The organism is Ruminococcus sp. FC2018 (genome assembly GCF_000621805.1).
In the GTDB taxonomy this organism is placed as follows: domain Bacteria; phylum Bacillota; class Clostridia; order Oscillospirales; family Ruminococcaceae; genus Hominimerdicola.
This window is the reverse complement of the sequence record NZ_JHXH01000017.1, coordinates 19,756-41,959: the sequence shown is the minus strand read 5'-3', so window position 1 is coordinate 41,959 and position 22,204 is coordinate 19,756. Positions and strand designations below refer to the sequence as shown.

Sequence of the window (22,204 nt, the reverse complement as noted above, 5' to 3'; positions counted from 1 at the left end):
AATACTGTATGAAAGTAATTCTTATAAAAGATGTTAAGGGTTCGGGAAAAAAAGGCGATGTTCTTAATGTTGCTGACGGATATGCAAGAAATTATCTGATAGGTAAGGGATTTGCTCTTGAAGCAACGCAGAAGAATCTTAACGATCTGCAGGGAAAAAAATCTTCCGAGCAGCATAAAATAGATGTTGAGATCGCCGATAATAAGGCACTTGTTGAAAAGATCAAGGATAAAGATGTTGTTATCAAAGCTAAAGCAGGACAGGGCGGAAAGCTTTTCGGAGCCGTTACCGCTTCAACTGTCAGCGATGAGATCAAAAAGCAGTATGGCGTTGATGTGGAAAAGAAAAAGATAGCTCTTTCTTCAGATATCAAGTCATATGGCGATTTTTCCGCTGCAATAAAGCTTTCACATAGTGTTTCATGTAATATCAAGATAAAAGTTGTTGAGGAATAAGAAATGGCAACAGAATTAAAGGATTATCAGACATCTGATATCATTGGGGCGGGAGCGCAGTTTTCCCAGGAAGCCGAAGGTGCTGTTCTGGGCGGAATGCTTTATGACCCTAAGTGTATAGATACGGTTGCTGAGCTTATCAAAAGCCCGGATTGTTTTTACAGACCGCAGCATCAGGCTCTTTTTTCAATAATAATGAGGCTGTATTCCGTTGGCAAGGCTGATGATATTGTAACTATTATAGATGAGTCTGTAAAAGCCGGAGTTTTTAACGATTCACAAATGGCAAGGACCTATCTTATGGGTCTTGTTCAGAATGTTTCAAGTATTGCTAATATTGACAGACATTGTGAAATCATAAATGAAAAGGCACTTGTCCGCAGGCTTGTGGATGTGTCGGAATATGCGATCAAAACAGCAAGCGAAAATTCAGTATCTGCTGATAACCTCCTTGATGATGTGGAACAGAAGATTTATAACATTCGTCAGGGCAAGAATTTTGAGGGATTGTCGCACATAAGTGAAGTAGTTGTAGGTGCTATCGGTCATTTGCAGGATATAACAGGCAATGATGCCTCGGAGAAACTCGGTGCAAGCTCAGGCTTTGCTGATCTTGATGCCGTTACTACAGGTCTTAACAAGACGGACCTTATAGTCCTTGCTGCAAGACCGGGTATGGGTAAATCTGCATTTGCTCTGAATATGGCAGTTAACTGTTGTAAGAAGACAAATCGAGATGTTGTAATTTTCTCACTTGAAATGGGAAAGGAGCAGCTTGCCTCCAGAATACTTGCTTCTGAAGCTCTTGTTAATAATACAAGTTTAAGAAACGGAAACATCGGACGTGATGACTGGGATCGTCTTGCCGTTGCGGCAGATGTTATTTCCAGGCTTCCTATATATATCGACGACGGTGCAGGCGTGACTGTACCGCAGATGAAGGCAAAGCTGAGAAGGCGGCATAACCTTGGTCTGGTTGTTATCGACTATATTCAGCTCATGTCCTCTCCTAATAAACATAACAGCCGTGTTACCGAAGTTTCCGAGATAACTCGTCAGCTTAAGCTTATGGCTAAGGAGCTTAACGTGCCTGTTATTGCTCTTTCACAGCTTTCAAGAGATTCTGAAAAGAGAAAAGAGGACAAGCGTCCTATGCTCTCGGATCTGAGAGAGTCAGGTTCTATTGAGCAGGATGCGGATATTGTTCTGTTTTTGTATCGTAATGCTTATTATGATACTAACAGCGATGACCAGACAACAGCAGAGTGCATAGTTGCCAAGAACCGTCACGGTGAATTGAAAACAGTAGAGCTTGGCTGGAGGGGAGAATATACCCTTTTCACTTCTATAAACAGGTTTGTTAAAGATGAATGATAGTTTTCTGCAAAAAGTAAAAAACACTATAAGTGAATACAGAATGTTTGAAAAGAGTGAACGCTTGCTGGTTTGCCTTTCGGGCGGTGCAGACAGCGTTTCACTCCTTTTCTGCTTGAAAGATCTTGGATATTGCGTGTGCGCTTGTCATGTCAATCATCAGCTTCGGGGAGACGAAAGCGAACGTGACCAACGTTTCTGTGAAGATCTTTGTGCTGAGTATAGCATTGAACTGTTTACACAGCGCATTGATGTAAAGAGCTTTTGTAAACAGCACTCTCTATCCATAGAGGAAGGTGCAAGAAAGCTTAGATACGAAGTTTTCAGGTCTGTAAAAGCCGATAAGATATGTACAGCGCATACATTGTCTGACTGTCTTGAAACTACTATATTCAATCTTGCAAGAGGAACGGGATTGAAAGGACTGTGCTCTATCCCGCCTGTAAGAGATAATATTGTAAGACCGCTTATCAACTGCTCACGGGAGGAGATCACAGAGTATTTGTCCTCAAAAGGACAAGAGTTTGTTGTTGACTCAACCAATCTTTCAGACGAGTATACAAGAAATAAGATAAGACACAATGTTATCCCGGTTCTGGAAAGTATAAACCCGTCGCTTTTTAAAAGCTATGAGAATACCATCGGATTTTTAAGGGCAGATGAGGATTATCTTTCCCAAACCGCTGAAAATGCTTATTCTATAATGTGTATAAACAACAGGATAAAAATAGATGGTTTTTTAAAGCTTGCCCCGCCTGTAAGGGACAGAGTCGCTGTCCGTTGGCTGGAGGATAATGGGTTTAAAATATCAAGAGATAACATATCCTTTATTGTCCGTACAGCACAGAACAATGGAAAATTCAATATTTCCGGAGACTACTACGTATTATGCAGCAAAGGCTGGATGATGCTGGATCAAATGGGCAAAAGCTTGCCTGAAAATGATTTGACCGTGGAGATCACCTCTATGGGAGAATATAGTTATTTTAACAGAACAATACATTTTGAACTATTAGATATAAGCAATGTTGATGTTGATATCGCAAATTTTCATAAAAAATTCACAAATTGTTGTATGGATTATGATAAAATTAAAGGCGGCCTTGTTATCCGTACAAGGCAGCCCGGCGACAGTATAAAGTTGGTAAACAGGGATTTCACCTCATCTGTGCGTAAGCTTCTTAATTCATCATTTGATATTTCAACGAGAAGCAGTGCAGTGGTTATGTATGATGATGAGGGTGCAGTGTTTGTTGAAAAAAGCGGTGCAGCAGATCGTGTAAAGATCACGGATAATACAAAAAAAGTGGTTGTTTTTAGCATTAAAGATATCATATAACTATCACATAGGTGTTTTATAATACTTTTTGTTGAGATCTGATATGCTTAATAATACAAATAAATAGAAGGTTGTGATATATTGAAAAGCAGCGGTGGAAAGACACTCCTGATCTATTTTCTGGTTTCCCTTTGTGTTGTGGGAGGAATTGTTTTCATGCTTACAAGCATGAGCAAGAAATCTGATGATACAAAGTATTCCGAGGTTATGGGACAGTTTGACAAGCTTAACGTTTCCGAGTTTACACTTGATCTTGGCAGCGGTGAGCTTAAATACAGACTCAAAACCGAGGACAAGAACAGCAATATGCATACTTACAGGGTCCCTAATGTTTCACTTTTTGCCAGCGAGATCCTGGGAGAAGAAAACGAAAATAATTACAGAAAGAGATATGATGCAGAAAATAAGGATGATCCTTTGAAGTATGATCTGATGCCAATTTCAGATAACAGCTTCATTCTTAATCTTATCCCTACCTTACTTATGCTGGGTGTAATGATCTTCTTCTTTGTGTTTATGATGAAAAGCGCAAACGGCGGCAAGATGTCATCGTTTGGTAAATCCAATGCAAGAGTTTCTCCTAATTCCAAAAAAGCTACATTTGCAGATGTTGCGGGTGCTGATGAGGAAAAGGAAGAATTACAGGAGATCGTTGATTTTCTGCGTGACAACAAGAAATACGTGGAGATCGGTGCAAGGATACCAAAGGGTGTTCTTCTTGAGGGTCCTCCGGGAACCGGTAAGACCCTTCTTGCAAGGGCAGTAGCCGGAGAAGCAAAAGTACCGTTCTTCTCTATTTCCGGTTCTGATTTTGTTGAAATGTTCGTTGGTGTCGGTGCTTCGAGAGTAAGAGATCTCTTTGAACAGGCTAAGAAGAATTCACCTTCGATCGTTTTTATTGATGAGATAGACGCTGTCGGACGTCAGCGTGGTGCCGGTCTTGGAGGCGGACATGACGAGCGTGAGCAGACTCTTAACCAGCTCCTTGTTGAAATGGACGGTTTTGAGGATAACACATCTGTTATCGTAATGGCAGCTACAAACCGAAGAGATATTCTTGATCCGGCATTGCTCAGACCCGGCAGATTTGACCGACATATCGTCGTGGGCAGACCTGACGTTAAGGGCAGAGAAGAGATACTCAAGGTCCACACAAGGAAGAAACCTCTGGGACCGGACGTAGACCTTAAAGTTATTGCTAAAACCACAGTAGGATTTACAGGTGCTGACCTTGAAAACCTTGTAAATGAAGCTTCGCTTCTGGCTGCAAGGAACAACAGAAAGGCTATCACCGAGGCAGATATAGAAGAAGCTTCCCTTAAGGTAGTAATGGGTCCTGAAAAGAAGTCCAGGATCGTTACAGAAAAGGAAAAGAAACTCACTGCTTATCACGAAAGCGGTCACGCACTTTGTCATTATTATTGCAAGACTCAGGACGATGTCCACTATGTAACAATTATCCCTCGTGGTCAGGCAGGCGGTTTTACAATGTCCAGACCTGAAAAGGACGACAGCTATGTGAGCAAAAATCAGATGGCTGAGAGCATTATTGTTCTTCTGGGCGGACGTGTGGCTGAAAAGCTTATACTTGACGATATTTCAACGGGTGCTTCAAATGACCTGGAAAGAGCAACATCTACTGCCAGGGCTATGGTTACAAGGTACGGTTTCAGCGATAACCTCGGACCTATCGTTTACGGCAGGGGAGACCATGAGGTGTTCCTTGGAAGAGATTACAGTGCAACCCCTGATTATTCGGATGCTGTTGCTGCTGAGATCGACCATGAGATCCGTACAGTTGTTGAGGATGCTTTTGAAAAGTGCGAAGCTATCCTTAAAGAGCACATTGATAAACTTCACGAGCTTGCAGGATACCTTATGGAGCATGAAAAGATCGACGGCGAGACCTTCAAAAAGCTTATGGAAGGCAGTTTGATCGTTGATAGCGTTGAGGAACCTGTTGAGGAAACAGAACCAGAGATAAAGTCCTCGGAAGAAAGCGAAGATTAAAATTTAAAGAGGAGTTTGTATAACTCCTCTTTTTTGTAAAATCCCAATGACCTATATATTGTGATAAATTACTTGCTTTTATGAAATAGAATGTGAGGACACAAATGAGATTGCTATTTGTTGGAGATGTGGTTGGCGAATCAGGCTGTGATTTCCTGTATAAGAATATCTATAAGATAAAAAAGGAAAACAGCATCGATATTACCGTTGTTAACGGTGAAAACTCCGCTCAGGGTAACGGTATTACGCCCAGATCTATGGATTCTCTGTTTTCAATGGGTGTTGATGTGATAACAACAGGGAACCACTGCTTTAAGCGCAAAGAATCCATGGATATATATGAGCACAACGAAAGTGTGATCCGACCGGCAAATTTTCCTGCGGGTGCACCGGGGAAGGGGATTACAGTCATAGACAAAGTGCCGTATAAGATTGCAGTTATAAATCTTATAGGAACCATGTACCTTGATTCTTTTGATAACCCTTTCAATGTGATCGACGATATTCTTAAAGGAATCGATACACCTAACATTATTGTTGATTTCCATGCTGAAGCCACAAGTGAGAAAAAGGCAATGGGTTTTTACCTTCAAAACAAGGTAACAGCTGTACTTGGAACACATACTCACGTCCAGACCTCAGACGAGTGCATACTTGGAGGACATACGGCTTATATAACCGATGTTGGCATGGCAGGACCGGAGAACTCTGTTTTAGGTATAGATAAGGATATTATTATCAATAAGTTTAAGAACAAAATGCCGGTCAGATTTATTGAAAGCACGGAAAAATGCTTTATCAATGCTGTTGTTGTGGATTTTAACGAGAAAACAGGCAAAGCCAATGATATTAAAAGACTGGTTGTAAGATAAGGAGGATATATATGGAAGTATTGAAGGTTTCATCACGCTCTGTACCTAATTCGGTTGCGGGAGCAATTTGCGGTGTTATAAGGAAAGACAGCAGCGTTGAGATACAGGCAATAGGCGCCGGTGCAATTAACCAAGCTGTTAAAGCTATTGCCGTTGCAAGAGGTTTCCTTGAACCTGAGGACATTGATCTTATATGTTTTCCTTCCTTTGGACAGGTAATTCTCAATGATGAAGAACGAACTGCTATGATCTTTATATGTGAAAAGAGATAGGTATGAAAGAAAATATCTGTATCAGAAAGCTCAATGCAAATGAAATAGAAAATGCGCTCGATCTGACATGGAGAGTTTTTGTAGAATATGAAGCTCCCGATTATACAAGGGAAGGTGTGGATGAATTCTATAAAAGTATCCATGATGAAAGCTTTGTTTCAAAACTTGATTTTTACGGTGCATTCCATATTTCCTGTATGATCGGCGTTATAGCCGCCCGGAACGAGGGATCACATATTGCACTGTTCTTTGTAGATGGAAAATATCACAGGCAAGGTATTGGAAAGAGTCTTTTTGAATATCTCCGTGCAAATTGTAATTGCAATAAAATGACTGTAAATTCGTCACCTTATGCAATTAAAATATACCGCAGACTTGGTTTTAAAGAAACAGACACAGAGCAAGTTGTAAACGGTCTGAGATTTACACCTATGGAACAGAATCTATAAGATGATAAAAGCCCGAACTAAGCTTTAAATGCTTGATTCGGGCTGTATTATTATTTTATTTTCCAGATCTGAGACGGCTTACGTGGGTCAAACTTTGTTATTTTCAGATTTCCATAACCTGAGCAGCAAAGCACTCTTTTAAATTCTTTTGAACCAACGGTAATAACAAATTGATCCTTTCCCACCTGCATTGCTCTGAAATGTGCAACTCTTTCGTCGTCACCGTTATCAAGAAGTTTTCTGAAATTTCTGGAAATATACTTTTTATCTGTTGACACCAGCTTAAAGTATCCTTTTTCATTCCATTCAAACCTCAGTCTTTGATCCAGATCAGGATCATTTTCAGCGAGTATAATGCCCTTATTTGTAACAGTGAAATTAAGTCCACTGAAAAGATTATTTATTGAATAGTTCCTGTTTTCAAGAAGACAGTACCCACTGTCTTTTGTACAGTCATTGTAAAACCGTATCATAAGAGCAGCCACATTCTGCTGTGTAGCCACCAAAGTTTGCTGTTCAATATCGTTGAATCTGAGAGGATCAAGTGTTCTGACCTGTTTTACAAATTGAGCTGAAAACTTGATAAGCTTGTTCATTGCATCCTGAAATGTGTCTTTTTCATAATGTTTGGTCAGCCTCTTATCTAAATTTTCTGCTGTATAAGCTTTACAGTTTGTCTTTGCGTGGGCTTCAAATGCATTATGTATATTTCCACGTCTGTCAAAGCATCTGATGTTTGAAACGTGTACCGTACAACCCATATCAGATACAAAATGTGCAGCCCTTGCAAAGCAGGTCATTGCTTCGCTTTTTTTACCGCTGCGGTAAAGAGAAACAGCAGAGACATAGTTTTGCTCCATCAAAGTCCTTGCATTTGGAAGGAATTTACCCAGCCTGCTTTTATAATATCCGTTTGTTTCGGGAAGCTCTTTTCCTCTTGGCTTGGAACATGAATAGTAGTGCATTCCGGCACCGTGATCGATGTCCTTTCCTCTGTCCGGTGCAGTGCATCCGTCCTCCAGCTCCTGGGCAAATTCGTTGAAAAACGAATAGATCTTTATCTTGTTTTCTTTTTTTAGCAGATCAAGAGCTTTGCTCATTATATCTCTGTGGGTAACACCCACCCAAGCGTGAGCCTTGATGTTGCTTAATTTGTAACAAACAGCCGCAGCACCTGCCGCAGTTATTAGTTTTTTCATTTTTTACTACCTCTTTTATTTGATTTTTTCTTTCGTACAGAATATCCGAACGAACCCAGTCTCTTGCCAAGCTCAAAGTATTCTCCGTGAGAATATGCGATCAGATCAGCTTTTTCAAGCTCCAGTCTGCCGTCTTTGTCAATCAGCTCCTGTGCCACGTCGACAGCAACAATATCAGCAACAAATACCATATGGGTACCAAGCTCGATCTTATCTCTGACTTTGCACTCCAGACTGAGCGGAGATTGTTCAATGACAGGAGCTTTGACCTTTGAGCCAGAGGAAGTTGTCAACCCTGTAAGCTCAAATTTATTTGTGTTTTTTCCACTCTTGACTCCGCATATATCCACTGCCTTAACAAGTTCCTTTGACGCAAGGTTAATAACGAACTCTCCGCTTTTGTCGATCAATTCATAAGAATATCTTTCAGGTCTTACCGATATGTATGTCACAGGCGGCTTTGTACACATAATACCTGTCCATGCAACAGTAAATACATTGATTATACCGTTGTAACTGCTTGTGACCAGAGTAGGCGGAACAGGGGAGGTGAGCACGCTTCCTTTCCAGGTTTGCTTTGTATACTTTTTGTAAGACATTTATTCATCCTCTTGATTTATCCCATAAACTTTTTTATAGATAACGTCATAGTATTTGTAGAGCTGCTGAACAGAGTTCTCCAAAAAATAGTAGTGTTTTATATAAGGAACAAGCAGAACCAGCAGCAAAACGGCAAGAGGGATCAAAGAAAGAGTCTGCCAGATAACGATCGCAAGTATTGTTATAACTGTACATATAGCAAATAGTATCATCACCATCAGGTGGATAAGTCTTTCATGGGAAAAAAACGAGATCTTATCACGGTGATAGTCAAGCAGCTGCCTGAAATCGTAATTTTCATCGCTTAAACACCTGATGATAAACTCCTTATACTGTGTCAGATATTTAGTCATTTTCCTTATCCTCAAGTTTCAGATCAAAAGGTATCGAGGGTTCTATTGTCAGCTTTCTCAGCTTTGGAGACTTAATGCCCTTGTTTTCTGCTGCCAAAGCCTCGTATTTAGCCACGTCTTTTGCTATGGTCTTGCTAATGATCTTATCTATTCTTTTATAGTGCTTTTTAGTGCGCTGAAAAAAATTCTTGCGCTTTTCCGGCTTTTTCTTTTTCTGATCGAAAATGATCGCAAGCATAGCGGATAAAGTCGTGACAATAATAGCTTTTTCTGCTTTTGTATTAACTTTAACTGAGACTTTTTTCATATGAATCCTCTTTTCGTTTGAACAATAATATAGCTTACATTGCCCTAAGTATTATACAAGGATATAATCCTTTATTTGATTGAAATAATCCTGTGTAACCGCATCGGTAAGAAGTATCTCTTCTTTTGTGGAATACTTGTGTATCTTTTCACGCATATCCACAATTTTCTGGGCATTCTCAGTTGTTATAAGAAGGCTGTCAGCGATTTCCTGAGCAGAAGCTGTATTTATGTTGACCGATTTAAGAACCTTCATCTCTTCGGTTATTGTCTGTTTTGTCGACGAGGTCTTTACAGTAGTTTGTTTTGTAGCGGCAGGTTTAGCAGAAACAGTTTTCTTTTTAGATGATGTTGTTTTTCTTGTTGTGGTATAAACCTGTTTGACATCATCACTGACATAAAGATAACTGCGGATATGTTCAAGCGTTTTCTTTCCAATTCCGTCTACTTCTATAAGCTGATCCACAGAATGAATTACTTTCACTTCGCTGCGATAGCTTATGATCTGACCGGCAAGATACTCGCCGACACCGTCAATAGCGCAAAAAGCTTCTTTATCAGCAGTGTTTACGTCGATAGGGAAGCTCACAGCTGCTTTTGTGGTCGTTTGCTTTTCAGTTTCTTTATCGGAGGTATCCTTTTTTCCTTGCTTTGAGCTTACATTGTGCGATGACGTATCTTTATCAGAGGAAAAATCTACACTGCTTTTGTCTTTATCTACATCTGACGACACATCTGAACCGTCATTGGACGGCTGTACAACTGGCTGATCTTTTTTATTGGATTTGATGATAACGGTTGTTATTGTAACGCCTATAACCATAAGCGCCGCTATAGAAGCTATAATATACTTGGCAAAAGATGATTTCTTCCCATCCATTATTAACACTTCCTCCGTTTATTTATTTCTGTAAAGAGCTGTTGACATCGGCGATCATATTGTCAAGTTCTTCGTGAGTCATAAGTGGTTTATCGGTAAAGGTCAGAACTCCTCTGAGCGGCATATCCCAAAGCATAGATTCAACCATCTGCTTGGTGCTTGAGCCCATTGTTTCTCCTTCCTGATCTCCGCTCATATATTCACTGATCTTAGCAAAGTAAGGTTCGAATACTTTTTTGCCTTCAGGAAGGGATACAAGATCGCCGAATGTACTGTTGAGAGTTAACTGATATGGTATAACTTCGTCAGAAGAAACAAATACGGTTGCCTGCAGTCGAATATCTCGTGATGAAGAACCGAGCGAGATAATAAAATCGCCTTCCTCAACAGTCCAATCGTGAGCAGCTTCGCTATAAAAAGCAAATGAACGTTTGTCAAGCTTAAACATTACTTTTTTGCTTTCACCCGGTTTTAGGAACACTTTTTCAAAACCTTTAAGCTCCCTTACGGGTCTGACAATACTGCTTTGCGCATCACTCACATAAAGCTGAACTGCCTCTTTTCCTTCACAGTTTCCTGTGTTTTTAATCGTTGCGGTAACGGTAAGCTCTTCATCGGATCTTATAGAGCCTGATGAAAGCATAATATCCGAATACTCAAATGTTGTATACGACAGACCGTGACCAAATGGGAATCTCACGTCCATATCTTTGAAGTCATAGTATCTGTATCCTACAAAAATACCTTCATTGTACGCAACATTATCTCTGTAACCCGGGAAGTTAAGATAAGAAGGATTGTCTGAAAGCTTCATGGGGAACGTTTCAGCAAGCTTTCCGCTGGGGTTGACTTTACCAAAGAGAATGTCACAGGTCGCTCCGCCAACAGCCTGACCGCCAAGATACATTTCCAGCATAGCACTTACTTTGTCAGTAAAAGGAAGTTCAATAGGTGATCCGTTGTGAAGAACAACAACGACATTGCTGTTTACATCGCAAACGCTGTCTATCAGTCTGAGCTGGTTGTCAGGCATTCTCATGTGCTTTCTGTCAAAGCCTTCGGATTCGTACAGATCGGTAAGACCGGCAAAAATAACGACTATATCGTTTTTCTTAGCGCACTCTACAGCCTGTGCAATAAGAGAATCATCAATATCATCAGAATCTGAAACATATCCCTTTGCATATTCCACATCGCAATACTGCTTTACAGCCTCAAGTGCACTTGTGATCTTGTGTGACTTGATGTGTGAACTTCCGCCGCCCTGATAACGAGGATTTTCTGCAAAATCTCCGATAAAGGCTATCTTTTTGGAAGTGTCCAGAGGAAGGATGCTGTTTTCATTCTTCAGAAGAACTGCACATTCCGATGCTATCTTTCGGGACAGCTCATGCTGCGCATCCATGTCCCATTCACTTTCATTCTGTGAGCTCATGTCTGTTTTATCTACAAGTTCAAGTATTCTTCTGACGCATATATCAAGATTTTTTTCGTCAAGAGTTCCGTCTTTAACACTTTTTACTATCAATGCGTCGTTTGTACCAAAACTTGTTGGCATTTCAAGGTCAAGACCTGCTTTTATCCCCTTTGGTCTGTCATTGACTGCGCCCCAGTCACTCATTACAAGACCCTTGTATCCCCATTTTTTCCTGAGAACCTGATCAAGGGTAAACTCGTTTTCTGAACAGAAAACACCGTTTAGCCTGTTGTATGAGCACATAATTGTGTATGGCTTTGCTTCTTTAACGGCAGTTTCAAATGCAGCTGCATATATTTCAAAAAAAGTTCTCTCATCCATATCTGCTGAGCAGGACATTCTTCTGGTTTCCTGGTTGTTGCAGCAAAAGTGTTTCAGAGATGTTCCAACACCAGCGCTCTGGACACCTTTTATGTGAGCAGCAGCTATCTGCGAAGCAAGATAAGGGTCCTCGGAAAAGTATTCAAAGTTCCTTCCGCAAAGAGGCGAACGTTTGATATTGCATCCCGGTCCCAGGAGCACAGATATTTTTTCAGCCTTGCAGGTATGACCAAGTGCTTTACCCATTGTTGTTAAAAGCTCTTTGTCGAATGAGCAGGCGGTGGCGCATCCGCTGGGGAAACAAACAGCAGTTTTTGATTCATTTGGACCGTCGGCATTTTCATCGTTCTTTCTTAATCCGTGAGGACCGTCAGCAACCATTATTGAGGGTATATCAAGACGCTCTATTGGTTCGGTGTGCCAATAACCGAATCCGGAACACAAAGACGCCTTTTCTTCAAGTGTAAGCTCTTTTATAATTGCATCAATATTCATGTTTTACCTCTTTTCATTAAGTATGTTTATAAAAGCATCCCGAAAATGCTTATCCTGTTCATTGCTTCTTTTGTGCGGTCCTTTAAGTCTTCCGCCGCTGTTTCTTATTTTTTTGGCAATATAGCGTGACATAAGTAGCGAATCCATATTGCTTTCATCATATATCATGCCATCCTGCGAGAGACAGATACAGCCTTTGGCAAGACACATGGCAGCCAAACCGTAATCCTGGGTTATAACTATATCATTCTTTTGTACCACAGAAGCGATCTTCATATCTGCACTGTCCGAACCCTTATCGACCATAATGGTTTTGGCATATTCATCGCTGAACGCATGAGAAGTGTCAAATACGAGTGTGACCTCTTTGCAAAGCTTCCTGCATATTTCAACAGCTATTTTTGTGACCGGACATCCGTCAGCATCAATGTAAACCATATCAAGGTTTGCCCTCTATCAGAAATGTTGCTTCCATGTCAGCAATATGCGTTGCAAGGGCGAGGGGATACATTTCAAGAGCTTTGCCGATAGTGTTTGTGTTCTCTTCACCTGAAAAGCCCATGTGCCATCGTATAGCCATTGCCTCATCACGGGAAAGCCTCATAAAACTGCTGATTATGTAGACGGATTTTTCGCCGTGTCCGTATGGAAGAGTGTCGTTGAATTCGTAATACGGGACCTCTATCCATTTTCCGTTTTCATCTTTTTTATTGCGCTTGCTTGTTTTGTATGTGTTAGTCTTGCACAGATCATGTAAAAGGGCGACTATTGCAATGGTCTCGTCCGAGTATTCCATTCCGTACTCGTTTTTGACTCTTTCACGTTCAAGATAGCTGCAAAGGCAATGATAAACGTTCATACTGTGTTCACAAAGTCCGCCCTCATATGAACCGTGGAATCTGGTTGAAGCAGGAGCTGTGAAAAAGTCGCACTTATTTGACATCATATATTCCAGCAGCTTTTCAGCACCGGGTCTGTGTATTTTGTCATTGTAAATTGATACAAAGGCATCTTTCAGCATATTAGGATCCAAATCAAGTGACCTCCTTTTTTTAACTGTAGAATAATATTTTAACCATAATAGACAATAAATCCGCATGATTTGCATACATTATACCATACTTTGCCGATAAATAAAAGTGGTTTTTAACAAAAAATCAAAAAAACTTGATTTTTTTTGATTTGTATGGTACAATTATTATGTCAAATGGTGAATACATGGTCATATAAATGACTGTAATAAATCAGGAGGTCATGCATAAATGTGCGGTATAGTAGGTTTTACCGGTAATAAACAGGCGGCACCTGTTCTTCTTGACGGGCTTGCTAAGTTGGAATACAGAGGCTATGATTCGGCAGGTATCGCTGTTCGTGATTCAGATAGTGAAGTTGAAATAGTTAAGGCAAAAGGAAAGCTCAAAGTTTTGCAGGAAATGACCAATGACGGTTCAACCGTTGTGGGAAACTGCGGCATAGGACATACCCGCTGGGCTACCCATGGTGAGCCTTCTGTGCTTAATGCTCATCCTCACGCAAGTGATGATGAAAATGTTGTTGCTGTACATAACGGTATCATAGAGAACTACCAGGAACTGAAAGAAAAGCTTACAAAGCGTGGGTATACCTTTAAGACCCAGACAGATACAGAGGTAGCTGTTAAGCTTGTTGATTACTATTACAAAAAATATAACGAGGGTCCTGTCGATTCTGTCGCAAGAGCTATGATGCGTATTCGCGGTTCATATGCTCTTTGCATCATGTTCAAGGATTTTCCCGGCGAGATATATGCTGCACGTAAGGACAGCCCAATGATAATCGGTGTTTCTGACGGTGATACTTATGTGGCATCTGACGTTCCCGCAATTTTGAAATATACAAGAAACGTTTATTACATCGGTAATATGGAAATTGCGAAGCTTGAAAAGGGTAAGGCAACATTCTATAATATTGATCGTGATGAGATCGAAAAAGAGCTTACCGAGATCAAATGGAATGCTGAAGCTGCTGAAAAAGGCGGATACGAGCATTTTATGCTCAAAGAGATCCATGAACAGCCAAAGGTCATCAAGGATACGATCAACTCTGTTGTCAAGGACGGAAACATTGTTCTTTCGGAATTTGGTCTGACCGATGATGAAGTTAAGGAGCTTTCTCAGATATATATTGTAGCCTGCGGTTCTGCATATCATGTAGGTGTTGCTGCACAGTATGTTATTGAAGCTCTTACCACAATACCTGTCCGTGTTGAGCTTGCATCTGAGTTCAGATACAGAAAAATGCCTCTTGCCAAAAACAGTCTGGCTATTATAATCAGCCAGTCCGGGGAGACCGCTGACAGCCGTGCAGCACTTACACTTGCAAAGGAAAGCGGTGTTAAAACCCTCGGCATAGTTAATGTAATCGGTTCAAACATCGCAAGAGACGCTGATAATGTATTTTATACCCTTGCCGGACCTGAGATCTCTGTGGCAACAACAAAGGCGTACAGCACACAGCTTATTGCCGGATATTTGCTTGCAATGCAGTTCGCTAAAGTCCGTGGAGAGATAAGCGATGAGAGATTTACACAGCTTCTTGATGAGATACAGACTTTGCCTGAAAAGGTTGAGAAGATCCTTGAGGATAAAGAGAGGATCCAGTGGTTTGCAGCAAAGTTTGCCAACATACATGATGCATTCTTTATAGGCAGAGGCGTGGATTACGCTGTAAGCCTTGAAGGCTCGCTGAAGATGAAAGAGATAAGCTATATTCACTCCGAGGCATATGCTGCAGGTGAGCTCAAACATGGTCCTATTTCCCTTATCGAGGACGGAACGCTTGTTATCAGTGTTCTGACGCAGCAGGATCTTTTTGAAAAGACTGTTTCCAACATGGTTGAGTGCAAGAGCCGTGGTGCATATATTATGGGTCTGACCACCTATGGAAATTACAGCGTTGAAGACACGGCAGATTTTACAGCATATATCCCTAAGACGGATCCGCTGTTCTCTGCAAGTCTGGCTGTTATTCCTCTCCAGCTGCTGGGATACTATGTGTCTGTTGCAAAGGGACTTGATGTGGATAAGCCAAGAAATCTTGCAAAATCAGTTACAGTAGAATAATACCATCAAAAGGCGATCTGTTTGATTGCCTTTTGATTTTTTAGGAGGATTCTGATGAGCAGATATAAATTCTGTATTTTTGATTTTGATCTGACACTTGCCGATTCTTCAAAGGCTATTCTTACCTGCTATAAGCATACGCTGTCCAAGTTTGGTTATGATATACCCGACGACAGGACTGTTTTCAACACTATTGGAAAAACGTTGGTGGATTCGTTTGATATACTTACAGGCATACCCGATAACCCTCAGCGTGAACAGCTTAGAGTTGAATATGTGTCAAAAGCCGATGAAGTCATGGCAAAGGATACAGTGTTTTACGCAGACACCCTTGCTATTCTCCAGATACTGCAATGTGCAGGCGTTAAGGTGGGAATTGTATCAACTAAATTCAGATACAGGATCGAAGAAACATTCAGATACCATACAACATCGTTACCTGTGGACATAATAGTTGGGGGAGAAGATGTAACTATTCCAAAGCCTGATCCCCAGGGGCTTGATCTTATTATCAGTAAATTCAATGCAGATAAGAGAGATGTACTGTATATTGGTGACAGCTATATCGATGCACAGACCGCAGTCAACGCCGGTGTGGATTTTGCCGCAGTGACAACAGGTTCTACAGATAAAACGGAGTTTGAAAAGTATCCGCATATTTATATCGGAAACAGTCTGACTGATGTTTTTCAGCATATATGAAATTATGATGAACATTATTAACTTGATGTTAAATTTGCTTGCCATCTGAAATCTGAAATGGTATAATATGTGTCAGGCTATATCAGAATAATACCCGAAAGGATAGATCGTCATGATAAAAAGTATGACAGGCTTCGGAAGAGAGCATGTTTTAGCAAACGGCAGAGAAATGATCGTTGAGATCAGATCGGTAAACCATAGATATTATGAGTTTACAGCCAGAACTCCCAGATCTTACGGATACCTGGATGAAAAACTCAAGGCTTTTATGAAAAGCGGTATCTCCCGTGGAAAAGTCGAGGTCTCTGTGACCATTTACAACCAAGAGGGAACAGATGCTCAGATAGAACTGAATGAATCTGTTGCACAGGGCTATCTGAATGCTTTAAGAGGATCGGCTGAGAATCTCTCACTTGAGGATGACCTTACTTTGAGCAGTATTATGAGACTGCCTGATGTTTTTACTGTTGTTAAGAAAACAGATGACGAAGAAGTGATCTGGAATGACGTTAAAGCAGTTGCACAGGTCGCTCTTGACAGATTTGTTGAGATGAGGTTTGTTGAAGGCAAAAAGATGTACGAGGATATTACCGGTCATCTTGATATTATCGAACAGACTGTGGGGCAGATCGAGGCGCAAGCCCCCGGTGTAAGTGAAGGCTACCGTGATAGGCTTTATGCCAAGATCAAGGAGGTCCTTGCTGACAGAAATATAGATGAGCAAAGAGTTCTGACGGAAGTTGCTATATTCTCGGAGAAAGTTGCTATTGATGAGGAGACAGTCAGACTCAGAAGCCATATCTCACAGTTCAGAAACCTTATTGATTCCGATGAGCCGGTGGGAAGAAAGCTTGATTTCCTTGTTCAGGAAATGAACCGTGAGGTCAATACTATCGGCTCAAAAGCTCAGGATCTGTCCATAACCAAAATGGTTGTAGAGCTTAAAAGTGAGATCGAAAAAATAAGGGAACAAATTCAGAATATAGAATAAGGTGATAAATATGCAGCTTATCAACATAGGATTCGGAAATATGGTTTCCTCATCCAGACTGATAGCTATTGTTTCTCCGGAATCTGCACCGATAAAACGTCTGATACAGGAGGCAAAGGATAAGGGTACGCTTATAGATGCGACCTATGGTCGGCGTACACGTGCAGTGATAATAATGGATAGCGATCATATAGTCCTTTCAGCTGTTGCGCCCGAGACGGTGGGCAGCAGATTTACGATTGACGAGGGGGATAAGGAAAATGAATAGAGCAAGACTTTTTGTGATCTCTGCCCCGTCCGGATGCGGAAAAGGAACGCTTCTGGCAAAGGCGTTTCAAAACAGAGATGTTTATTATTCTGTTTCTTATACCACACGAGAAAAACGTAAAGGTGAAGAAGAAGGCGTGAACTATTTTTACGTCAATCGCAAACAGTTTGAAAAAATGATTGACGACAGAGACTTCCTTGAATACGCAAGATATGTTGATAATTACTACGGTACCCCCAAGATCCCTGTATTTGAACATCTGGCAAGAGGTACAGATGTTATCCTTGAGATCGATACTGTGGGAGCCTTCCAGGTAAAACAGTCTTACAGAGATGCTGTGCTTGTGTTTGTCCTTCCGCCTTCGGTGGGAGAATTGATGAGAAGACTTCAAAAGCGGGGGACCGAGAGTAAGGGAGAAATCGATAAAAGACTTTTGATGGCACGCAGAGAGATAACAAAAGCTTATAAATATGACTATGTTATCCTTAACGACGATCTGGATCAGGCAGTGGAAGATCTGCTGTGCGTCGTGGATGCCGCAAGAGCTGAGAATAATGATGCTTTTCGTCACAGTTTGGAAAGTGATGATGCAATAAAATTGATTGAAAAGGTGATTATAAATGCTTAGACCAGCTGTATGTCAGATTTTAAAGAACAATGAGAGCACATATTCTCTCGTTATTGCCGTTGCAAAGCGTGCAAGAGAAATAACAGATGATGCCTTTGAGGATAAGGTGATACTGGACGAAAAGCCGGTAAAGACTGCTGTTGATGAATTTGCTAATAATGAATACCGCTTTATTGAGGATCCCGAAATAAGAAATCACTGATCCGGAGGTCATTGAAATGCGAGGCGTTTTTACAGTAGCTAAGATCGCAGTTAGCTGTGCTTATTATGGTTTTGACAGCGAGTATAGCTACAGCGTCCCTCAGGATCTCAAGCCGTATATCAGTGATGGTATAAGAGTTGTTGTTCCGTTTGGAAAGGGTAACAAAAAAACAATAGGATTTGTCATCAGAACATATGAGTCCGCTGAGTATAACGGTGCTCTTAAACCGGTTGAAAGTGTTGTTGACGAAAGAAGCCTTGTAACGCCGGAAATGATGAAAATTATCTTCTGGCTAAAGGAAAACACCTTCTGCACTTATTTTGATGCTTATAAAACTGTTGTGCCCACCGGGTTTTCTTATAGGATAGATCTGCATTATAATCTGGTTAATACCTATATAGATGAATCTGAGCTTTCCGATGAGGAACGTGGAGTGATCGCATTTATGCGCACTTCTTCCAGTCAGCGTGAGGTTGACAAGTTTTTATCCTTGACAGGTAATGAAAAGCGTAAAAAGGCACTCGATAGACTTATCGACCGTGGATATATTGAATTGTCCGACACCCTTAAAAGACGTGTCGGAGATGAAAATATCAAGATGGTAGAGTTGTCACGCGATTACCTTGACGGTAATATAACTGCAACTCTGACTCCGAAACAGTCGCTTATAGTCAAGCTTCTTGATGAAGTTGGCTGTGCAAGTGAAAAAGAAGTAAGGTATATGACCAACTGCACGGGGGATATAATAAAAAGGCTTGAAAATAAAAATGTTCTGCATTCTTTTAAAACCGAACATTTCCGTGATGCCCTCGGTGAGTCAGAAAACAGCTATATGCCCGAGCTTATAGAGCTTAGCGACGAGCAGCAGACAGTTTACGACGGGATATCGGAGCTTATTGATAGCAATAACCCTTGCGGTGCATTACTTTACGGTGTGACTGGAAGCGGTAAGACGCTTGTTTATATCAAGCTGATCGATAAAGTTTTAAAAAGCGGTAAAACGGCTATACTTCTTGTACCGGAGATATCACTTACGCCTCAGCTTTTAAGCAGGTTCAAATCTTACTTCGGTATGACGATCGCTGTTTTACACTCCTCTTTGTCTCTGGGACAGCGTACTGATGAATTCAAACGGATTCTTAACGGATCGGCAAGGATAGTTATAGGAACAAGAAGTGCTGTTTTTGCCCCTTTGAGAAACATTGGCGTAATTATTATGGACGAAGAAGGGGAGCAAACCTATAAGTCGGATTCTTCCCCTCGTTACCATACCCGTGATGTGGCAATACAGCGATGTGGTCATAATAACTGTATCCTTTTACTTGCCTCTGCTACTCCGTCTCTCGAATGCTTTTATTACGCAAAGTCAAACAGATTCCATCTTTTTGAGATGAAAAAAAGATATAGTGATGCAAAGCTGCCTGATGTCAAAATAGTAGATATGCAAAAGCAGGCTGCTTCGGGAAATGACGGTTTGCTCAGTTTTGAGCTTATTCAGGCTATCAAAGACAGGTTATCTAAAGGCGAACAGTCGATCTTGCTGCTGAACAGACGTGGATTTACGACCACAGTCAGCTGTCTTTCCTGTTCAACTGCCATTTCTTGTCCGAATTGCAGTATTCCGCTTACTTATCATAAAAAGAATGACCATCTGATGTGTCACTATTGCGGCTATACGATGAAGTTCGACGGACATTGTCCTGTGTGTCACGGCGATAAGCTCCAGATGAGCGGCGTTGGAACTCAGAGGGTAGAGGATGAGGTCGTTAGGCTATTTCCGGATGCAGGAGTTTTGCGTATGGATGCCGATACTACGTCGTCGAGATATTCTTACGAGGAGAAGTTTTCTGCTTTTGAAAAAGGCGAATATGATATAATGCTTGGAACTCAGATGATAGCAAAGGGACTTGATTTTCCCAATGTTACACTTGTTGGCGTTATCTCTCTTGACAAGTCGCTTTTTACAGGTGATTATAAAAGCTATGAACGTACATTTTCGCTTCTTACCCAGGTCGTTGGAAGAAGCGGACGTGGGGACAAGCCGGGTGAGGCATATATACAGACCTTTGTTCCCGACCATTATGTGCTTGAGCTTGCTTCCAAACAGGATTATGATGGCTTTTATGAACAGGAGATCGCCCTGAGGCAGGCGCTCATGTACCCTCCGTTTTGTGATATGTGCGTTATCGGTCTCAGCTCCCAGATGGAGAGCCGCTGTATTGCAGCATCTGACTGGGTCACAAAGACCCTTAGTGAGTACATTAAAAACAATAAAGTCAGTTTTCCGCTTCGGGCTATCGGTCCTGCACCGTGTGCAATAGAAATGATAAACAACAGATATCGTTACAGACTTATCCTTAAAACAAGGAACTGCAAAGAATTCAGAGAAATGATAAAGGATATGCTGTATAAATTTTATAAAAACAGAGATCTTTCCAATGTCCGTATTTTTGCGGATATAAATGGTGATATAGGTCTTTGAAATGAAAGGAAATGTCTAATGGCGATCAGAACAATTTTGAATAAACGTGAGGATGTTCTGCATAAGGTTTGTAAACCTGTGGAAAAGTTTGATGAGAAGCTTTGGGAACTGCTGGACGATATGGCAGAAACTCTGGAGCAGGCAAACGGTGTTGGGCTTGCAGCTCCTCAGGTTGCTAAGCTGCGCAGACTTTGTATAATAAAAATAGGTGATGAGCCTGTATACGAGCTTATCAACCCTACGATCACCTGGAAATCTGATGAGACGCAGCGTGTTGTTGAGGGCTGCTTGTCCTGTCCGAATGAGTGGGGATATGTTACAAGACCCATGAAAGTCAGATTCAAAGCCCAGGACAGAAACGGTGAATGGTATGAAAAAGAGGCTGAGGGTCTTTTTGCTCAGGCTGTCTGTCACGAACTTGACCACCTTGACGGACATATCTTTACAGAGATCGTGGAAGAATTTGTTGAGGTTGAAGATATTAAATGAGAATAGTTTTTATGGGAACGCCGGATTTTGCCGTTCCAACACTTAATAGACTCTATGAGAGCAAACATGAGGTTGTGGCTGTTTTCACACAGACCGACAAACCCAAGGGGAGGGGATACAAGCTTACGCCGCCTCCGGTTAAGGTGATCGCTCTTGAACACGGTACACCTGTTTATCAGCCAAAGAGTCTGAAAAAAGAACCGCAGATGTGGGAAGAACTTAAAAAGCTTGCACCTGATTGTATAGTTGTGGCTGCCTATGGAAAGATACTTCCCAAGGAAGTTCTGGACATACCAAAGCTTCATTGTGTCAATGTTCATGGATCACTTTTGCCAAAATACAGAGGTGCAGCACCAATACAATGGTCTGTTCTCAACGGAGATGAAGTGTCCGGGATTACCACAATGCTCATGGGAGAAGGTCTTGATACAGGTGATATCCTGCTGCAAAGATCCACCCCAATAGGAGAAAACGAAACTGCCGCACAGCTTTTTGACAGACTTGCACAAATCGGTGCAGATCTTCTTATAGAAACTCTGGAAAAGCTTGAAAATGGACAAATTACGCCTGTAAAACAGGATGATTCCAAAGCGACCTATGCTCAGATGCTCAGCAAGGATATGTGCGTGCTTGATTTTAACAAGCCTGTTTTTGAGGTCCACAAAAAGATATGCGGGCTTTCCGATTGGCCGTGTGCAGTTACATTCCTTAACGGTAAAAGGCTGAAGGTCTACGGTTCGGAAATAGTCAGCAGGGGAACAGCGGCTGATTCACCTGTGGGCACAGTTGTGAATGAAAGAGATTTCAGTGTACAGTGTGCTGATGGAGTTGTGAGGTTTACCGTTGTACAGGCAGAAGGGTCAAAAAGAATGAACACGCAGGACTATATCCGTGGAAACCCTATTGCTAAAGGCACTAAGCTTGATATGGAGTAAAAAC

24 protein-coding genes are annotated in these 22,204 nt (G+C 41.3%); 16 read left to right on the top strand and 8 right to left on the bottom strand.

The window, feature by feature from the left end:
• Nucleotides 1-8: 8 nt before the first annotated feature.
• The 7 genes from rplI (at nt 9) to T494_RS0110525 (ending at nt 6,771) form a co-directional block, all read left to right on the top strand.
• Nucleotides 9-455 carry a 50S ribosomal protein L9 gene (gene rplI / locus T494_RS0110555; protein ID WP_028506270.1) on the top strand — a complete coding sequence of 149 codons (447 nt, stop codon included), beginning with the start codon at nt 9-11 and terminating at the stop codon, nt 453-455.
• A 3-nt stretch (nt 456-458) separates the two neighbouring features.
• On the top strand, nt 459-1,829 hold the full coding sequence (gene dnaB / locus T494_RS0110550) for a replicative DNA helicase (protein WP_051540366.1): 1,371 nt from the start codon (nt 459-461) through the stop codon (nt 1,827-1,829).
• Between the two features lie 43 nt (nt 1,830-1,872).
• On the top strand, nt 1,873-3,168 hold the full coding sequence (gene tilS, locus T494_RS0110545) for a tRNA lysidine(34) synthetase TilS (protein ID WP_197021152.1): 1,296 nt from the start codon (nt 1,873-1,875) through the stop codon (nt 3,166-3,168).
• Between the two features lie 78 nt (nt 3,169-3,246).
• Complete coding sequence (gene ftsH, locus T494_RS13015; RefSeq protein WP_081777291.1) at nt 3,247-5,178, top strand: ATP-dependent zinc metalloprotease FtsH; 1,932 nt, start codon at nt 3,247-3,249, stop codon at nt 5,176-5,178.
• A 104-nt stretch (nt 5,179-5,282) separates the two neighbouring features.
• Complete coding sequence (locus T494_RS0110535; protein ID WP_028506267.1) at nt 5,283-6,050, top strand: TIGR00282 family metallophosphoesterase; 768 nt, start codon at nt 5,283-5,285, stop codon at nt 6,048-6,050.
• A gap of 11 nt (nt 6,051-6,061) precedes the next feature.
• Nucleotides 6,062-6,322, top strand: coding sequence for a stage V sporulation protein S (locus T494_RS0110530; protein WP_028506266.1), 261 nt, complete (start codon nt 6,062-6,064; stop codon nt 6,320-6,322).
• A gap of 2 nt (nt 6,323-6,324) precedes the next feature.
• Nucleotides 6,325-6,771, top strand: a complete 447-nt coding sequence (locus T494_RS0110525; RefSeq protein ID WP_155984093.1) for a GNAT family N-acetyltransferase — start codon at nt 6,325-6,327, stop codon at nt 6,769-6,771.
• A gap of 50 nt (nt 6,772-6,821) precedes the next feature.
• Here T494_RS0110525 and T494_RS0110520 read toward each other — a convergent pair whose 3' ends face one another.
• From T494_RS0110520 to T494_RS0110485, 8 genes are all read right to left on the bottom strand, one after another.
• Nucleotides 6,822-7,970 (bottom strand): zinc dependent phospholipase C family protein, encoded by a 1,149-nt coding sequence (locus tag T494_RS0110520; RefSeq protein ID WP_028506264.1) that lies wholly within the window; start codon nt 7,968-7,970, stop codon nt 6,822-6,824.
• Complete coding sequence (locus tag T494_RS0110515; protein WP_037344672.1) at nt 7,967-8,569, bottom strand: flavin reductase family protein; 603 nt, start codon at nt 8,567-8,569, stop codon at nt 7,967-7,969. Before T494_RS0110515 ends, T494_RS0110520 begins: the two co-directional genes overlap by 4 nt.
• The gene (locus T494_RS0110510) at nt 8,570-8,923 is read right to left on the bottom strand and encodes a hypothetical protein (protein WP_028506262.1); all 354 of its coding nucleotides are present in this window, start codon (nt 8,921-8,923) and stop codon (nt 8,570-8,572) included.
• Nucleotides 8,916-9,161: a hypothetical protein gene (locus T494_RS0110505; RefSeq protein ID WP_155984092.1), complete on the bottom strand. Its 246-nt coding sequence runs from the start codon at nt 9,159-9,161 to the stop codon at nt 8,916-8,918. The genes T494_RS0110510 and T494_RS0110505 overlap by 8 nt, the downstream gene beginning before the upstream one ends.
• A 120-nt stretch (nt 9,162-9,281) precedes the next feature.
• Nucleotides 9,282-10,109: a helix-hairpin-helix domain-containing protein gene (locus tag T494_RS13530; protein WP_028506260.1), complete on the bottom strand. Its 828-nt coding sequence runs from the start codon at nt 10,107-10,109 to the stop codon at nt 9,282-9,284.
• A 22-nt stretch (nt 10,110-10,131) separates the two neighbouring features.
• Nucleotides 10,132-12,402, bottom strand: a complete 2,271-nt coding sequence (locus T494_RS0110495) for a glycoside hydrolase family 3 C-terminal domain-containing protein (RefSeq protein WP_028506259.1) — start codon at nt 12,400-12,402, stop codon at nt 10,132-10,134.
• 3 nt (nt 12,403-12,405) lie between these two features.
• Entirely contained in the window at nt 12,406-12,840 is a 435-nt protein-coding gene (locus T494_RS0110490) for a YaiI/YqxD family protein (RefSeq protein WP_028506258.1), read from the bottom strand.
• Nucleotide 12,841: 1 nt separating this feature from the next.
• Nucleotides 12,842-13,423 carry an HD domain-containing protein gene (locus tag T494_RS0110485; protein WP_037344688.1) on the bottom strand — a complete coding sequence of 194 codons (582 nt, stop codon included), beginning with the start codon at nt 13,421-13,423 and terminating at the stop codon, nt 12,842-12,844.
• A 241-nt stretch (nt 13,424-13,664) separates the two neighbouring features.
• Here T494_RS0110485 and glmS point away from each other — a divergent pair, with 241 nt between their 5' ends.
• The 9 genes from glmS (at nt 13,665) to fmt (ending at nt 22,200) form a co-directional block, all read left to right on the top strand.
• On the top strand, nt 13,665-15,503 hold the full coding sequence (gene glmS / locus T494_RS0110480) for a glutamine--fructose-6-phosphate transaminase (isomerizing) (RefSeq protein ID WP_028506256.1): 1,839 nt from the start codon (nt 13,665-13,667) through the stop codon (nt 15,501-15,503).
• A 54-nt stretch (nt 15,504-15,557) separates the two neighbouring features.
• Complete coding sequence (locus T494_RS0110475; RefSeq protein WP_028506255.1) at nt 15,558-16,205, top strand: HAD family hydrolase; 648 nt, start codon at nt 15,558-15,560, stop codon at nt 16,203-16,205.
• Between the two features lie 112 nt (nt 16,206-16,317).
• On the top strand, nt 16,318-17,196 hold the full coding sequence (locus tag T494_RS0110470) for a YicC/YloC family endoribonuclease (RefSeq protein ID WP_028506254.1): 879 nt from the start codon (nt 16,318-16,320) through the stop codon (nt 17,194-17,196).
• 10 nt (nt 17,197-17,206) lie between these two features.
• Nucleotides 17,207-17,464, top strand: a complete 258-nt coding sequence (locus T494_RS0110465; protein ID WP_028506253.1) for a DUF370 domain-containing protein — start codon at nt 17,207-17,209, stop codon at nt 17,462-17,464.
• A complete protein-coding gene (gene gmk, locus T494_RS0110460) occupies nt 17,457-18,092 on the top strand; it encodes a guanylate kinase (protein ID WP_037344666.1) in 636 nt (211 codons plus the stop codon). Before T494_RS0110465 ends, gmk begins: the two co-directional genes overlap by 8 nt.
• A complete protein-coding gene (rpoZ, locus tag T494_RS0110455) occupies nt 18,085-18,294 on the top strand; it encodes a DNA-directed RNA polymerase subunit omega (protein WP_028506251.1) in 210 nt (69 codons plus the stop codon). Before gmk ends, rpoZ begins: the two co-directional genes overlap by 8 nt.
• Before the next feature lie 16 nt (nt 18,295-18,310).
• Entirely contained in the window at nt 18,311-20,776 is a 2,466-nt protein-coding gene (gene priA, locus T494_RS0110450) for a primosomal protein N' (RefSeq protein WP_028506250.1), read from the top strand.
• Nucleotides 20,777-20,794: 18 nt separating this feature from the next.
• The gene (def, locus tag T494_RS0110445; protein WP_028506249.1) at nt 20,795-21,265 is read left to right on the top strand and encodes a peptide deformylase; all 471 of its coding nucleotides are present in this window, start codon (nt 20,795-20,797) and stop codon (nt 21,263-21,265) included.
• Nucleotides 21,262-22,200, top strand: a complete 939-nt coding sequence (fmt, locus tag T494_RS0110440) for a methionyl-tRNA formyltransferase (RefSeq protein ID WP_028506248.1) — start codon at nt 21,262-21,264, stop codon at nt 22,198-22,200. The genes def and fmt overlap by 4 nt, the downstream gene beginning before the upstream one ends.
• Nucleotides 22,201-22,204 lie beyond the last annotated feature (4 nt).